Below are 14161 nucleotides of genomic sequence, written 5' to 3' on the forward strand. Positions count from 1 at the left end.
ACGGAAAAGGCCGTTCCATCGTGAGATGGAACGGCCTTGTGCCGATAAGGTATGGCGCTTTACGGCAGCAGAATCGTCGAACCCGTGGTGCGCCGGCCTTCGAGATCGGCGTGAGCTTTACCCGCGTTCGCCAATGCGTAGCGCTGATTGATGCTCGCCTTCACCTTGCCCGATACCAGCATATCGAACAGCTCCGCGGACATCGCCTCGTAGTCGCTGCGTTTGGCGATATAGGTAAAGAGCGTGGGGCGCGTAAAAAACAGCGAACCGCGTCCGGCGAATTCCGACGAATCGATCGGCGGCAACGGTCCCGATGCATTGCCGAAGCTCACGAACAGGCCGAGCGGCGCGAGGCAATCGAGCGAACCCGTAAACGTGTCTTTACCGATCGAGTCGTACACCACCGGCACACCCGCGCCATTGGTGATCTCGCGTACGCGCTTCGTGAAGTTTTCGCGCGTATAGACAATCGCGTGATCGCAGCCATGCGCTTTGGCGATCGCGGCTTTCTCGTCGGTGCTGACCGTGCCGATCACCGTTGCACCGAGCGCCTTCGCCCACTGGCAAACCAGCAAGCCGACGCCACCCGCCGCGGCCTGGATCAGGATCGTGTCGCCCGCTTTCACCGGATACGTGCGCCGCAGCAGATATTGTGCGGTCAGCCCTTGCAGCATCACGGAGGCCGCCTGCTCGTCGGTCAACGCGTCCGGCACCTTGACGACCTGCGCGGCCGGCAAGACACGCTCCTGGATGTATGCGCCAGGCGGTCGCGCCACGTACGCCACGCGATCGCCCGCCTTGAGTGCGGTGACGCCCGCGCCGACCGCGGTGACTTCACCCGCCGCTTCCATCCCGAGGCCGCCCGGCAGCGGCAGTGGGTACGAGCCCGTGCGGAAATACACGTCGATATAGTTCAGGCCGACCGCCGTCTGCTTGATGCGGATCTCGCCCGCACCCGGTTCGCCTACGTCCACGTCGACCCATTTCATCACCTCCGGGCCACCGGTTTTATCGAATCGGATTGCTTTGACCATCATGTCTCCCTGGTTCGTGGTTTCGTTGTGGTTCCGTTCGGTCGTGAAGCACCGGTGCGCTGACCTAGACCTGTTGCGTGAGCCGCAACGTCAGCACGTCGAGAATCATTCGCGCGGTCGAAATGTTGGTGGCGCACGGAATGTTGTGAACGTCGCAGGCACGCACCAGCGCGTTGATATCCGGCTCGTGCGGCTGCGGCGTCATCGGGTCGCGCAGGAAAATCACCATGTCCACCCGCCCTTCCGCGAGTTGCGCACCGATCTGCAGATCGCCGCCATGCGGGCCGGACAGCATGCGTTCGACCGTGAGGCCATGCGTGTCGCCGATGCGCGTGCCGGTCGTGCCGGTCGCGACGATCTCGCAGCGCCTGAGCGTATCGACGTATTCGCCGGCCAGTTTGACGATGTCGTCTTTCTTGTGATCGTGCGCGATCAGCGCAATGCGGGTGCTCATGACGTAAAACTCCTGAAACCGTTGTGAATGTCGTTGTTGTAGTGAGGGTGACGCCGGTGCTTCGAAACGTGCGCGTTCGTGCCCGTTCAGAACGTGCCGGGATATGCGCCGCCGTCGACCAGCCAGTTCTGACCGGTGATGTAGCCGGCATGCACGCTGCACAGGAACGCGCAGGCGCGGCCGAATTCATCGCGATTGCCGAAACGGCCGGCGGGGATCGTTTTCATGCGCTGCTTGCGCGCGTCGTCGATGGAAATGTTTTGCGCCTTGGCTTGCGCCGTGAACGTGGTGGCGATGCGGTCGGTGTCGAACAGGCCCGGCAGGAGGTTGTTGATCGTCACACCGGCGGCGGCCACCTTGCTGCGCGCCAGTCCCGCCACGAAGCCGGTCAGCCCCGAGCGCGCACCGTTAGAGAGGCCGAGCACGTCGATCGGCGCCTTCACCGCCGAACTCGTGATGTTGACGATGCGCCCATAGCCGCGCTCGCTCATCCCGTCGATGGTCGCGCGGATCAACTCGATCGGCGTGAGCATGTTGTTCTCCAGCGCGCGGATCCAGTCTTCCTGCGTGAAATTGCGAAAGTCACCCGGCGGCGGACCGCCCGCGTTGTTGACCAGAATGTCGGGTTGCGGACAGGCGGCGAGCGCTGCGGCGCGCCCTTCGGGCGTGGTAATGTCGCACGCCACCGTTTTCACGTCGACGCCGTATTGCTTGCGGATCTCGGCGGCGGTCGCCTCCAGCGTCTCGGCCGTGCGCGCGACGATCGTGAGGTTGACGCCTTCGGCCGCCAGCGCTTCCGCGCAGCCGCGCCCCAAGCCCTTGCTGGCCGCGCAAACCAGCGCGGTGCGTCCTGCGATTCCCATGTCCATGTACGTCTCCTCTCAGGTAGTCGTGGCGCGGCGGTGGTCCCGCGGTTGCCCAATCGTTGCAAAGTTTCCCCCGATTCTAGAAGAATCGGTGCCGGACTGCGCCAGGCCACTGCAATCTCCGGTATCTTCCGGCGCCACTCTTTCGGTAAACTTGCGTCGTGGCGCTTCCGCCGGCCGGTTTCAGGCCATGCGGCACGCCGAACCGATCCCTCTAGCCGCCGCTTGCGCCCCCGCCATGACCCAGGACAGCCGTTTTCCCAATCTTTTCATCCTTGATCACCCGCTGATCCAGCACAAGCTGTCACATATGCGCGACCGGGACACCTCGACCCGCACGTTCCGTGAACTGCTGCGCGAGATCACGCTGCTGATGGGCTATGAGATCACCCGCAACCTGCCGATGACCACGCGCCGCATCACCACGCCGCTGGTCGACATCGACGCGCCGGTGATCGCCGGCAAGAAACTGGCGATCGTGCCGGTGCTGCGTGCCGGTATCGGCATGTCGGACGGCCTGCTGGAACTGGTGCCGTCGGCGCGCGTCGGCCACATCGGTGTGTATCGCGCCGAGGACCACCGCCCGGTCGAGTACCTGGTCCGCCTGCCGGATCTGGAAGACCGCGTGTTCATTCTGTGCGATCCGATGGTCGCGACCGGTTACTCGGCCGTGCACGCGGTCGACGTGCTCAAGCGCCGCAACGTGACCGGCGAGAACATCCTGTTCCTCGCGCTGGTGGCCGCTCCGGAAGGCGTGCAGGTGTTCCAGGACGCGCATCCGGACGTCAAACTGTACGTGGCATCGCTCGATTCGCACCTGAACGAGCATGCCTACATCGTGCCGGGGCTCGGCGACGCCGGCGACCGCCTGTTCGGCACGAAAAACTGATAGCGGACTGAGGAAAACAGCGGGGCGGCGCGCGCAAAACGCCGCTGCCGCTCGATTTCCGCGCTACGCAGGCACGATCGACAACTCAAGCCGTTTGCCGAGCGCCGCAAGCGCGGACGCGATCGTGTCGATCTTCGTTGCGTGACTGAGGTCGATCACTCGCTGGATATCCTGCGCACGCGTATGGAGACGCCTCGCCAATTCGGCAGGTGACACCTTTTGTGCCAGCATTTCATTGAGCAGCAGCACTTTCGCGGCCAGGCTGGCCGGCAGCTCGATCAGTTCTTCGCCGCGCCGTGCTTTTGATGGCAACGGAACCGGACGCTTGTCTTCGAAGTAAAAGTCCATCGCCGTTGCCAATGCGTCAGCGGCCATTTCGCGTGCTTCTTCGAGCGTGTCGCCGCAGGTCAACGCCTCCGGGATATCGCGAAAGGAGACGGTAAAGCCGGCTTCGTCTGGTTCGATGCGGGCGGGATAGCGAAACATAGGTAACTCTCCATGGTCCCTTGACAGGGAAAAACTCGGGCGATGGTGAAGCCCCTTGCGGGGCCAGCCTCTATTTGCATTTCAGTTGCCTGAGAATTGCTTTGCGAAGCGGCTCCGAAATCTCGTGAGCGGGATGCCTCGGCAGCGTGGTCTGCCGACCGTTTAGATACACCTTCAAATGTTTGCTGCCCTGTTCGAAAGTCGCCCCCTGGTCAGCGAGCCAACGTCTGAACTCGCTTTGCTTCACCGGCCCTCCAGTGTGAATGAACACAGGCTAAATATAAACAAAAATGTTTATATTGGCAATTACAGGGGCGTTCGCCAGAGTGGCCGGACACGGCACGCTGCGCCCACTTTCGCCTCAATCCCCCGCTGCTACGCCGCTGCGGCGTGATAAAATTCGAATCCGCTCAAAAAGCGGCTCAACTTGCACAACCGCCTGGCGCTCCGCGCCTTTACGCGGGGCCTGCTGGGACCGGCGCGGTGTTCCCGTCCCGCTGGCTGCAGCGCCCGCCCCAACCGCGCTGCACCTTCGGTCCCGCTAGCCGGGCCTCGCCGGAGCGCAACCGGGCGAAATCAAGCTGAAAACCGTCTGACATCGAGGCGCAAGACCGCAATCACGCGCGTAAGCGCCCGACATCGCAACGACAATTGCACTATGCGTGCGCCCCACTGGCGCGCGCGATGGAGAAAGGTATGGCGGGTCATTCGAAATGGGCCAACATCAAGCATAAGAAAGCAGCGGCCGACGCCAAGCGCGGCAAGGTCTGGACGCGGCTCATCAAGGAAATTCAGGTGGCGGCCCGCATGGGCGGCGGCGACATCGACTCGAACCCGCGTCTGCGGCTCGCCGTCGAAAAGGCGTACGACGCCAACATGCCGAAAGATAACGTCAACCGTGCGATCCAGCGCGGTGTGGGCGGTGTCGACGGTGCAAACTACGAAGAAATCCGCTATGAAGGCTACGGCATCGGCGGCGCGGCGGTGATCGTCGACACGATGACCGACAACCGCACCCGTACGGTGGCGGACGTGCGTCACGCGTTCTCGAAGAACGGCGGCAACATGGGCACGGACGGCTCGGTGTCGTTCATGTTCGATCACGTCGGCCAGTTCCTGTTCGCGCCCGGCACGCCGGAAGACAAGCTGATGGAAGCCGCGCTCGAAGCCGGCGCCGACGACGTGCTCACGAACGAAGACGGCAGTATCGAGGTGCTGTGCCCGCCGAACGATTTCCCGAAGGTGAAGGCCGCGCTTGAAGCTGCGGGCTTCAAGGCCGAAGTGGCCGAGGTGACGATGAAACCTCAGACGGAAGTCGAATTCACGGGCGACGACGCCGTGAAAATGCAGAAGCTGCTCGACGCGCTGGAAAATCTGGACGACGTGCAGGAAGTCTATACAAACGCCGCGATCGCCGACGAGTGAGCGTGCCCTGGCGGAGCGCGGCGTTCAGGTAGTTCGATATCCACGGCTGAGCGTGCTGCTTCAGCCGTTTATGGTTTTTAAGTCTCGGGGATTCACATGAAGTTACTCGTCGTCGGTTCCGGCGGTCGCGAACATGCGCTCGCATGGAAGCTCGCGCAATCGCCACGGGTCCAGCTCGTCTACGTTGCTCCCGGCAACGGCGGCACCGCCCAGGACGAGCGTCTGCGCAACATCGACATCACCGATCCGGCCGAACTCGCCGATTTCGTCGAGAAAGAGCAGATCGCGTTCACGCTGGTCGGACCGGAAGGGCCGCTCGCCGCGGGCATCGTCAATCTGTTCCGCTCGCGCGGCCTGAAGATTTTCGGGCCGAGCAAGGAAGCCGCGCAGCTCGAAAGCTCGAAAGATTTTGCCAAAGCGTTCATGAAGCGCCATGCGATCCCGACCGCAGAATACGAAACCTTCGCCGACGTCGCCGCCGCGCATGCGTATCTGGACGCCAAGGGCGCGCCGATCGTGATCAAGGCCGACGGCCTCGCCGCCGGCAAGGGCGTCGTGGTTGCCCTAACGCTGGAAGAAGCGCACGCAGCAGTCGACATGATGCTGTCGGACAACAAGCTGGGCGACGCCGGCGCGCGCGTCGTGGTCGAGGAGTTCCTCGCCGGCGAAGAAGCCAGCTTCATCGTGATGGTGGACGGCAAGCATGTGCTGGCGCTCGCTTCGAGCCAGGACCACAAGCGTCTGCTCGACGACGACCAGGGCCCGAACACCGGCGGCATGGGCGCCTACTCGCCCGCGCCGATCGTCACGCCGCAACTGCATGCGCGCGTGATGCGCGAAATCATCCAGCCGACCGTGCGCGGCATGGAGAAGGAAGGCATCCGCTTCACCGGCTTTCTGTACGCCGGCCTGATGATCGACGCGCAAGGCAACCCCAAGACGCTCGAATTCAACTGCCGCATGGGCGACCCCGAAACGCAGCCAATCATGGCGCGCCTGAAAGGCGACTTTTCCAAGGTGGTCGAACAGGCCATCGCCGGCACGCTCGATACGATCGAGCTCGAATGGGACCGCCGTACCGCGCTTGGCGTGGTGCTCGCCGCGTACAACTATCCGGACACGCCGCGCAAGGGTGACCGGATCAGCGATATCCCCGCGGAAACGGTCGATTCGGTCACTTTTCACGCCGGCACTACGCTGGCCGACGGCAAGCTGAGCACCTCGGGCGGCCGTGTATTGTGCGTGGTCGGTCTGGCGGATTCGGTGCGCAGCGCGCAATCGGTCGCGTACGAGACGATCAACCAGATCTCGTTCGACGGCATGCAATATCGCCGCGACATTGGCTACCGTGCATTGAACCGCAAGCACGACGTCAAGACCGAAGGCAAGCACTAAGCATCACCCCCACTCGCCCGCGTGCGGCGCCAACGGCGCTACACTGCGGGTTTTCGCGGCCGTTGTGGCGCTCACCGCACCCTGTGGGCGCACCCGGGTTGATCATCGGCATTTCACCCGGCGCGAATAACCGTACCGCCGCGCCTTCGCAGGAACGCCCTGACGATGGCCCGGCCGTCGCCCTTCACGAAGAACCCACGGCACGACTAGCGTGCCGCCCTCAGCATCTGCATTCATGACCGATTCGAGCTACGACGCACAGGCCGTGCGCAGCTGGCTGCAAGGCCTGCAAACGCATATCGCGGACACGCTCGGCGCGTTCGACGGTAAGCCGTTCGCGACTGACGCATGGCAGCGCGCCCCCGGCGAAAAGCTGCGCGGTGGCGGCTGCACGCGGATTCTGGAGGACGGCAACTTCTTCGAACGGGCCGGCGTCGGCTTCTCGGACGTGGCGGGAGACGCGTTGCCGGGTTCGGCGAGCGCCGCCCGCCCGCAACTGGCCGGGCGTGGTTTCGAAGCCATGGGCGTCTCGCTCGTGCTGCACCCGCACAATCCGCACTGCCCGACGGTGCATATGAACGTGCGTCTGCTGATCGCGACCAAGGCCGGCGAAGAACCTGTGTTCTGGTTCGGCGGCGGCATGGATCTGACGCCGTACTACGGCTACGAAGAAGACGCGCAGCATTTCCACCGTGTGTGCCGCGACGCGTTGCAGCCTTATGGCGCGGACCTCTACCCGAGTTTCAAGCGCTGGTGCGACGAGTACTTCTTCCTCAAGCACCGCAATGAACCGCGTGGCATCGGCGGGATTTTCTTCGACGATTTCTCGGCGCCGGGCTTCGATCAATCGTTCGCGATGCTGAAAAGCGTCGGCGAGGGATTCCTCAAAGCGTACCTGCCGATCATCGAAAAGCGCCGCAACATTCCGTACGGCGAAGCCGAGCGGGACTTCCTGGCATACCGGCGCGGCCGCTACGTCGAGTTCAATCTGGTCTTCGACCGTGGCACACTATTTGGGTTGCAGAGCGGCGGACGCACCGAATCGATTCTGATGTCGATGCCGCCTGTAGTGAAATGGCGCTACAACTGGCAGCCCGAGCCGGGCACACCGGAAGCGCGCCTTTACAGCGATTTTCTCGTGCCGCGCGAGTGGGTGTGAGGCTTTAAGACCGCGCCGCACACCACGTGACCACGACAAAGGATCTTCACCTGAAGCCGAACGCTCATCCTGTCGCCCTGCCTCGCCGGATCGCACTGCTCGGCGGCACCTTCGATCCGATCCACGACGGCCACCTCGCGCTCGCGCGGCGTTTCGCCGACGTACTGAATCTGACCGAACTGGTGCTGCTGCCGGCCGGCCAGCCGTGGCAGAAAACGGACGTGTCGGCAGCCGTTCACAGGCTGGCCATGACCCGCGCCGCCGCCAGCGCGTTAGTGCTGCCTGGCGTAACCGTACGGGTGGCGACCGACGAGATTGAACACGACGGTCCGACGTACACCGTCGACACGCTTCAGATGTGGCGTGAACGCGAAGGTCCGGATGCGTCGATTGCGCTTCTGATCGGCGCGGATCAACTGGTGCATCTCGATACATGGCGCGACTGGCGGCGCCTGTTCGACTTCGCTCACATCTGCGCGGCCACGCGCCCCGGTTTCGACCTCGCGTCGATTCCGCCCGTGGTCGCGAAAGAAATCGACGCGCGCCGTGCCCGCGCCGACGTTCTGCAAGCCACGCCCTGCGGCCACTTGCTGATCGATACGACGCTTGCGTTCAACGTCTCGGCCACCGACATTCGCGCGCATCTGCGCGAACAGGTGACCCAGCGGCTTGCCCTCGCGGGCGGCGAACCGCAAGACAAAAGCCAGGCCCGGGCCGCAAGCCATGTCCCCACCGCGGTGTGGGACTATATTCTTCAACATCATCTGTACCACCGGTAACCCCATGGATATTCGCAAACTGCAACGCGTGATCGTCGACGCTCTCGAAGACGTCAAAGCGCAAGACATCAAGGTGTTCAACACCAGCCACCTGACCGCGCTGTTCGACCGCGTGATCGTCGCCTCCGGCACCTCGAACCGCCAGACCAAGGCACTCGCTTCGAGCGTGCGCGAGAGCGTCAAGGAAAACGGCGGCGACGTCATCAGCACCGAGGGCGAGGACATCGGCGAATGGGTGCTGGTCGATTGCGGCGACGCGATCGTGCACATCCTGCAACCGGCACTGCGCCAGTACTACAACCTCGAAGAAATCTGGGGCGACAAGCCGGTGCGCATCAAGCTGTCCACGCCGGATCCGTTCGGCGGCGCGCGCTCGAGCGAACCCGACGACGAGGACGAAGAGGACGAAGCGCCGGCTGCCAAGAAGCCCGCACGCAAGACGGCGGCCCGCCGCAAGTAAGCATCTGGCTGGCAAATCGCTTAAGCGTGCGACGGTTGTTTTGCGCTTAGGTCGGCGCTTGCCATCCGCGATTACATCCGTAATGAAACTGCACATTCTCGCCGTCGGCCACAAAATGCCGGACTGGATCGCCACCGGCTTCGACGAATACGCGAAGCGCATGCCGCCCGAGCTGCGCATCGAGCTTCGCGAAATCAAGCCCGAGCAGCGTTCGTCAGGGCGGCCTGCCGAAAGCGTGATGGCGGCCGAGCAGCAGAAAATCGAAGCCGCGTTGCCGAAGAACGCGCGCATTGTCGCGCTCGATGAACGCGGCAAGGACTGGACCACGATGCAGCTTGCCGGCGCCCTGCCCGGCTGGCAGCAGGACGGCCGCGACGTGGCGTTTCTGATCGGCGGCGCCGACGGGCTCGATCCCGATCTGAAAGCACGCGCCGATATGCTGTTGCGTGTCTCCAGTCTGACGCTGCCGCACGCCATGGTCCGCGTGCTGCTCGCCGAACAGCTTTACCGAGCGTGGACCATCACGCAGAATCACCCCTATCACCGCGTGTGAGCGAACGAGGCTGCGAACAGGTTGCGGGTTTTTTGCGGCTCTTCGCGCGCTTCTCGCACCTTGACGCCACCTGCCTCATCGAGACCTGTTCATGCCAACGCCCGCCGCTTCGCTGCATCCATTCGTCTACCTCGCTTCCCAGAGTCCACGTCGTCAGGAACTGTTGCAACAGCTCGGCGTACGTTTCGAATTGCTCCTACCGCGTCCCGATGAAGATGCCGAAGCGCTCGAAGCCGAGCTCCCCGGCGAGCGCGCGCGCGACTATGTACAGCGCGTGTGCGTCGCCAAGGCGCACGCTGCGCGGGCGCGTCTCGTTGCCGGCGGACATGCCGCACGGCCAATCCTGGTTGCCGACACAACCGTCACGATCGACGACGCGATTCTCGGCAAGCCCCTCGACACCGACGATGCCGTCGCGATGCTCACGCGCCTCGCGGGCCGCGATCACGAAGTACTGACGGCCGTCGCGGTGCTCAATGCGGAAGGCACATTGCTGCCTGCCGCCCTATCGGTATCGAAGGTGCATTTTGCTGCACTGCACGCGGACGCCGTGCGCCGCTATGCCGCAAGCGGCGAGCCGCTCGGCAAGGCGGGGGCCTATGGTGTGCAGGGACGCGCCGCGGAGTTTATCGAGCATATCGATGGGTCCTATTCGGGTATCATGGGTTTGCCGCTTTTTGAAACCGCTGCCCTTCTGCGTGCAGCGCGCATCGACTTCTAAAATAACACCATGAATGAAGAAATCCTGATCAATGTCACGCCGCAGGAAACGCGCGTCGCGCTCGTCCAGCAAGGCGCCGTCCAGGAACTTCACGTCGAACGAACGCTGTCGCGGGGACGCGTCGGCAATGTCTATCTCGGCAAAGTCGTCCGCGTGTTGCCGGGCATGCAATCCGCCTTCATCGACATCGGTCTGGAACGCGCTGCGTTCCTCCACGTAGCGGATATCTGGCATCCGCGCATTGCCGGCGAGCCGCAGCATCAGACACCGCATCAGCCGATCGAGAAGATTGTTTTCGAAGGTCAGACGCTGATGGTGCAGGTCGTGAAGGATCCCATCGGCACCAAGGGCGCGAGGCTCTCCACGCAAGTGAGTATCGCCGGGCGCACGCTTGTGTATCTGCCGCAGGAGCCGCACATCGGCATCTCGCAGAAGATCGAAAGCGAAGCCGAACGCGAAGCCGTGCGCGCGCGTTTGACCGCCGTGCTGCCCGCCGATGAAAAAGGCGGCTACATCGTACGCACTATTGCTGAAGATGCGACCAGCGAAGAGTTGGCCGCGGACGTCGCGTATCTGCGCAAGACGTGGGCAACGATCATCTCGCAAGGTCAGCGCATGCCGCCGACCAGCCTGCTGTATCAGGACCTGAATCTCTCGCAGCGAGTGCTGCGCGATTTCGTGAATGACGAGACCTCGCGCATTCAGGTCGACTCGCGCGAGACCTATCAGATGCTGGCCGACTTTGCGGCGGAGTTCACGCCGGCGGTGTCGTCAAAGCTGCATCACTACACCGGCGAGCGGCCGCTCTTCGACCTGTACAACATCGAATCGGAAATCCAGCGCGCATTGTCACGCCGGGTCGATCTGAAGTCGGGCGGGTATCTGGTGATCGATCAGACCGAAGCGATGACGACGATCGACGTGAACACCGGCGGCTACGTCGGCGCGCGCAACTTCGACGATACGATCTTCAAGACCAACCTCGAAGCCGCGCACACAATCGCGCGGCAATTGCGGCTGCGCAATCTGGGTGGCGTGATCATCATCGACTTCATCGATATGGAGAACATCGAGCATCGCGATCAGGTGCTCGGCGAGTTGAAGAAGGCGCTGTCGCGCGATCGTACGCGCGTGACGGTGAATGGGTTCTCGCAGCTTGGGCTCGTGGAAATGACGCGCAAGCGCACGCGTGAATCGTTGGCGCATGTATTATGCGAGCCCTGCCCGGTGTGCCAGGGCAAGGGGCAGGTCAAGACGCCGCGTACGGTGTGTTATGACGTGCTGCGTGAGATTCTGCGCGAGTCGCGGCAGTTTAATCCGCGCGAGTTTCGCGTGGTGGCGTCGCAGCAGGTGATCGACCTGTTTCTTGAAGAAGAGTCGCAGCATCTGGCGATGCTGATCGATTTCATCGGCAAGCCGGTGTCGTTGCAAGTGGAGTCGAATTTGAGCCAGGAGCAGTACGATATTGTGTTGATGTAGAAATTTTCCACTTCATTATCAATACGTTACACAACAGAAATACAAAGAAACCTCTCTAGCTACTCGACTGGCTACACACAAATATGAGACATATATAGAGTGAGTATGTGAGGCTCAACTCTCAACGTGCTGCGCGGCCGTGTTAAAAACGGCACGGAGATAACCTTCTATGTCAGATACCAACGCGCGGGTTGGCGCCAGATACACAGCAGCACGGGTCGTTGGCGACCGCATTTGCTCGATTAGCCATTGCATCACAACGAAGGTCTTTCCAGACTCCGTCGGAGCTGATGCCGACAATCATTCATGATCGCTAGCGTTGCTCCAGAACCGTCGCTGAAAATCGTTGACCTGAAGCCATTGCCCGCTCGACTCGATCAGCACCGAGTGTTCCATTTGTCGACGGTGAGACTCAAGGCGCAGGGTCGCTGAAGCTGAAACCAGACCGGAACTGCGGGCAGCTTTCGAAGCTCCTGCGACGGTCGTAACGCCGTTCTGCGTCGATGTGAATGCCGCGGCCGAGACTTTTTGGGCAGCCCATCATGGACTCGCCGAACTCGAACGTTCAGGCCGAATCAGGCCCAGTGCGCGTTGAACGTATCATGCTTATTGTTCGGGCACTCCTCGTTTCCCGAAACAGCTCTCTCGGCCCCAGCTCATAAGCCGGGACCAGCAGCTCGCGGGGGCGAACCCGCTGCCTTGCCATCGCGGACCAAGCTCGGCAGTCAACGGCATGCGTGATTGTTATTCTGAAGCGATCAGACCGCGTTAAATAGGCCGCGCGCGCGTGACGCTGTGCTATCTGTTCGGCTCGCACAGCACGAAATAGCTCGCTTTCGAACGAAACCATATGGCCTCCGATCGTCCGCTGCGGCGGTCTATGAGAATCGCACTTTTAGCCCTGAAATGTGCAGCCCACAGCCTCCTTCGACGTCCGAATAGAACCCGCAAGGACCTGTAGCGAGCTATGCACTCGCCGCTATTAGCTTGGCCCCTACTGATCTGCTCGACGAGTGCGCGATGCGCAGGCCTAATCGCGTTATGTCTGTTGCACGTATGTCCGCTGATCCATGCAAATCGGACAAGATACGCGTCATGTCGAAAGACCGCCTCTGGCCGGTTGTCGCCGATCATTAATTCCGGACGCCTCCAGGCGATCGCGGATGTAGTTCGAAGCAGTTTGCCTGTAAGCGCTGCACCGCTCGCACGCGACGTCTTTATATAGTTCGGATTCCTAGCCAGTCCAGCATCGTCTCGATGACGATGTTTGCATCTGTAGCGTGTTCTGCTTGATCAACGCACTCGCGGCGATCCTGCTGCCGACACGCGTACACGGCGCGACTACGCACGCCTAGGCAGTCGCCCGCGTAGGGGCAGACACCTCGACCGGTACGGCCGCTTATGTGCGGCCGCTTTCACGTCCTGCACGCGGTGCGCGGACTGAATGTCTCTGATTGACCCGCTATTGAGTTGCTGTGAGCTTGAGTCCCGGCCGCGACACCTGTGAGGCTTCGTGTTGACCTTTGCGCTGATCGGCTACCTGCTCAATGCCGTTTTTTATGACCTCCTCGCAAAAGGCCAGACGCGCACGGTAGTAATCCGCATGCAACTGCGCATCGAGGATTCGCTGCTCCGCCTGGAAAAGCTCCAGACGCAGGTCCCGTAACGCTTTTTCGGCCTGCTTCTCCGGGGTGAGTGCGTTGTGCACCGCCCAGTTCGCGATCCATCTCAGCATGGCGAAGTCCTCCTGTCGTTGGATGCTCTTCCTCTGCCACGATAAAGCCTATCAAAATACGATCCAGGTGTGTGTTAAATAAAGTTTGAGCGTCACCTGTGACAAAAACCACACACTTCTGCTTCGAAGTGTTCGTATTGCATACACGGTCCTTCGCAGCGAACGCCGTGCCCTACCTGCACCGGAAGCTCGGCGAGTAGTCCGTAAGTGCTAACTGACACGCGCTCCGGAAGAGGCAGTCGAGCTGCTCTATAACGGCCACTCCCTGAGTTCCACTCGCCGGGAACGTCGATTTATTACCGATGAACGATAAGAAACTCCTTCGAGTCCTTCCCGAGCAACCAGACAGGGCGCGCGCCCCATCCAGTCCAAGTGTGTCCCGTTTCCGGATTTCTGTATCGCGGCGGTGCGGGAGTCCGTCCTCGCTTGCGTCCGACGGGTTCACTTGGCGTGATGCCGTAGTCCCTCATCAAGCCACGGATCTGCTCAATAGCTGCGACGCGTTCAGCACACCATGCGAATTGAATCTGTTTATCGAGCGCAGCAAGGTCAGATACAAGTTCCAGGTAAGTCTTGTTCATCGCACTTATTGCAGGTTTTTCGCGAGTTGAGCACGCAAGGTGATGGCCATCTGTTGAAGAATATCCGGGAGCAGAACCTGTGCGTCAAGCGGCCCGACTACCGGGTACCGGCCCTCAATTTCCCCATTGACGCCGTCCAAACAAG

The 14161-nt window shown here is 61.9% G+C and carries 17 protein-coding genes; 9 read left to right on the forward strand and 8 right to left on the reverse strand.

Translation table 11 applies throughout. The features are described from left to right. Nucleotides 1-59: 59 nt before the first annotated feature. From B0G76_RS39570 to B0G76_RS39580, 3 genes are all read right to left on the reverse strand, one after another. A complete protein-coding gene (locus tag B0G76_RS39570; protein ID WP_120298423.1) occupies nucleotides 60-1034 on the reverse strand; it encodes a quinone oxidoreductase in 975 nt (324 codons plus the stop codon). 64 nt (nucleotides 1035-1098) lie between these two features. Next, a complete protein-coding gene (locus tag B0G76_RS39575) occupies nucleotides 1099-1488 on the reverse strand; it encodes a methylglyoxal synthase (protein ID WP_120298175.1) in 390 nt (129 codons plus the stop codon). Nucleotides 1489-1574: 86 nt separating this feature from the next. Next, entirely contained in the window at nucleotides 1575-2357 is a 783-nt protein-coding gene (locus B0G76_RS39580) for an SDR family oxidoreductase (RefSeq protein ID WP_120298176.1), read from the reverse strand. A 235-nt stretch (nucleotides 2358-2592) separates the two neighbouring features. On the opposite strand from B0G76_RS39580, the gene upp reads away from it, so the two are divergent. Then, the gene (gene upp, locus B0G76_RS39585) at nucleotides 2593-3243 is read left to right on the forward strand and encodes a uracil phosphoribosyltransferase (protein ID WP_120298177.1); all 651 of its coding nucleotides are present in this window, start codon (nucleotides 2593-2595) and stop codon (nucleotides 3241-3243) included. A 63-nt stretch (nucleotides 3244-3306) separates the two neighbouring features. Here the strand turns inward: upp and B0G76_RS39590 are convergent, their stop codons facing one another. Together B0G76_RS39590 and B0G76_RS45040 are read right to left on the reverse strand one after the other, a co-directional pair. Beyond that, on the reverse strand, nucleotides 3307-3729 hold the full coding sequence (locus B0G76_RS39590) for a type II toxin-antitoxin system HicB family antitoxin (protein WP_120298178.1): 423 nt from the start codon (nucleotides 3727-3729) through the stop codon (nucleotides 3307-3309). A gap of 70 nt (nucleotides 3730-3799) precedes the next feature. Continuing rightward, entirely contained in the window at nucleotides 3800-4000 is a 201-nt protein-coding gene (locus tag B0G76_RS45040) for a type II toxin-antitoxin system HicA family toxin (protein WP_409076782.1), read from the reverse strand. 425 nt (nucleotides 4001-4425) lie between these two features. Here B0G76_RS45040 and B0G76_RS39600 point away from each other — a divergent pair, with 425 nt between their 5' ends. From B0G76_RS39600 to rng, 8 genes are all read left to right on the forward strand, one after another. Further along, nucleotides 4426-5154 (forward strand): YebC/PmpR family DNA-binding transcriptional regulator, encoded by a 729-nt coding sequence (locus tag B0G76_RS39600; RefSeq protein WP_115782281.1) that lies wholly within the window; start codon nucleotides 4426-4428, stop codon nucleotides 5152-5154. A gap of 96 nt (nucleotides 5155-5250) precedes the next feature. Beyond that, nucleotides 5251-6549 (forward strand): phosphoribosylamine--glycine ligase, encoded by a 1299-nt coding sequence (gene purD / locus B0G76_RS39605; protein ID WP_120298180.1) that lies wholly within the window; start codon nucleotides 5251-5253, stop codon nucleotides 6547-6549. A 235-nt stretch (nucleotides 6550-6784) separates the two neighbouring features. Then, entirely contained in the window at nucleotides 6785-7708 is a 924-nt protein-coding gene (hemF, locus tag B0G76_RS39610) for an oxygen-dependent coproporphyrinogen oxidase (protein ID WP_120298181.1), read from the forward strand. A gap of 26 nt (nucleotides 7709-7734) precedes the next feature. Next, entirely contained in the window at nucleotides 7735-8487 is a 753-nt protein-coding gene (locus B0G76_RS39615) for a nicotinate-nucleotide adenylyltransferase (RefSeq protein ID WP_120298182.1), read from the forward strand. Nucleotides 8488-8491: 4 nt separating this feature from the next. Further along, nucleotides 8492-8947 carry a ribosome silencing factor gene (gene rsfS / locus B0G76_RS39620; protein ID WP_120298183.1) on the forward strand — a complete coding sequence of 152 codons (456 nt, stop codon included), beginning with the start codon at nucleotides 8492-8494 and terminating at the stop codon, nucleotides 8945-8947. A gap of 82 nt (nucleotides 8948-9029) precedes the next feature. After that, entirely contained in the window at nucleotides 9030-9500 is a 471-nt protein-coding gene (gene rlmH / locus B0G76_RS39625) for a 23S rRNA (pseudouridine(1915)-N(3))-methyltransferase RlmH (protein WP_120298184.1), read from the forward strand. Nucleotides 9501-9591: 91 nt separating this feature from the next. Beyond that, entirely contained in the window at nucleotides 9592-10221 is a 630-nt protein-coding gene (locus tag B0G76_RS39630; protein ID WP_120298185.1) for a nucleoside triphosphate pyrophosphatase, read from the forward strand. 9 nt (nucleotides 10222-10230) lie between these two features. Continuing rightward, nucleotides 10231-11700 carry a ribonuclease G gene (gene rng / locus B0G76_RS39635; protein ID WP_120298186.1) on the forward strand — a complete coding sequence of 490 codons (1470 nt, stop codon included), beginning with the start codon at nucleotides 10231-10233 and terminating at the stop codon, nucleotides 11698-11700. Nucleotides 11701-11814: 114 nt separating this feature from the next. On the opposite strand, the gene B0G76_RS43400 is transcribed toward rng, so the two are convergent. The 3 genes from B0G76_RS43400 to B0G76_RS45045 all read right to left on the reverse strand — a co-directional run bounded on the left by B0G76_RS43400 (nucleotide 11815) and on the right by B0G76_RS45045 (nucleotide 14016). After that, complete coding sequence (locus B0G76_RS43400; RefSeq protein WP_259460973.1) at nucleotides 11815-12000, reverse strand: DEAD/DEAH box helicase; 186 nt, start codon at nucleotides 11998-12000, stop codon at nucleotides 11815-11817. 1162 nt (nucleotides 12001-13162) lie between these two features. Next, nucleotides 13163-13435: a hypothetical protein gene (locus tag B0G76_RS39650; RefSeq protein ID WP_120298187.1), complete on the reverse strand. Its 273-nt coding sequence runs from the start codon at nucleotides 13433-13435 to the stop codon at nucleotides 13163-13165. A gap of 296 nt (nucleotides 13436-13731) precedes the next feature. Next, nucleotides 13732-14016: an H-NS family nucleoid-associated regulatory protein gene (locus tag B0G76_RS45045; protein ID WP_120298188.1), complete on the reverse strand. Its 285-nt coding sequence runs from the start codon at nucleotides 14014-14016 to the stop codon at nucleotides 13732-13734. Nucleotides 14017-14161 lie beyond the last annotated feature (145 nt).

Source organism: Paraburkholderia sp. BL23I1N1 (genome assembly GCF_003610295.1).
Classification (GTDB): Bacteria; Pseudomonadota; Gammaproteobacteria; order Burkholderiales; family Burkholderiaceae; genus Paraburkholderia.

Coding starts and splice junctions, on each gene's coding strand:
- B0G76_RS39570 (WP_120298423.1), bottom strand. CDS start 1,034: ATGGTCAAAGCAATCCGATTCGATAAAACCGGTGGCCCGGAGGTGATG.
- B0G76_RS39575 (WP_120298175.1), bottom strand. CDS start 1,488: ATGAGCACCCGCATTGCGCTGATCGCGCACGATCACAAGAAAGACGAC.
- B0G76_RS39580 (WP_120298176.1), bottom strand. CDS start 2,357: ATGGACATGGGAATCGCAGGACGCACCGCGCTGGTTTGCGCGGCCAGC.
- upp (WP_120298177.1), top strand. CDS start 2,593: ATGACCCAGGACAGCCGTTTTCCCAATCTTTTCATCCTTGATCACCCG.
- B0G76_RS39590 (WP_120298178.1), bottom strand. CDS start 3,729: ATGTTTCGCTATCCCGCCCGCATCGAACCAGACGAAGCCGGCTTTACC.
- B0G76_RS39600 (WP_115782281.1), top strand. CDS start 4,426: ATGGCGGGTCATTCGAAATGGGCCAACATCAAGCATAAGAAAGCAGCG.
- purD (WP_120298180.1), top strand. CDS start 5,251: ATGAAGTTACTCGTCGTCGGTTCCGGCGGTCGCGAACATGCGCTCGCA.
- hemF (WP_120298181.1), top strand. CDS start 6,785: ATGACCGATTCGAGCTACGACGCACAGGCCGTGCGCAGCTGGCTGCAA.
- rsfS (WP_120298183.1), top strand. CDS start 8,492: ATGGATATTCGCAAACTGCAACGCGTGATCGTCGACGCTCTCGAAGAC.
- rlmH (WP_120298184.1), top strand. CDS start 9,030: ATGAAACTGCACATTCTCGCCGTCGGCCACAAAATGCCGGACTGGATC.
- B0G76_RS39630 (WP_120298185.1), top strand. CDS start 9,592: ATGCCAACGCCCGCCGCTTCGCTGCATCCATTCGTCTACCTCGCTTCC.
- rng (WP_120298186.1), top strand. CDS start 10,231: ATGAATGAAGAAATCCTGATCAATGTCACGCCGCAGGAAACGCGCGTC.
- B0G76_RS39650 (WP_120298187.1), bottom strand. CDS start 13,435: ATGCTGAGATGGATCGCGAACTGGGCGGTGCACAACGCACTCACCCCG.
- B0G76_RS45045 (WP_120298188.1), bottom strand. CDS start 14,016: ATGAACAAGACTTACCTGGAACTTGTATCTGACCTTGCTGCGCTCGAT.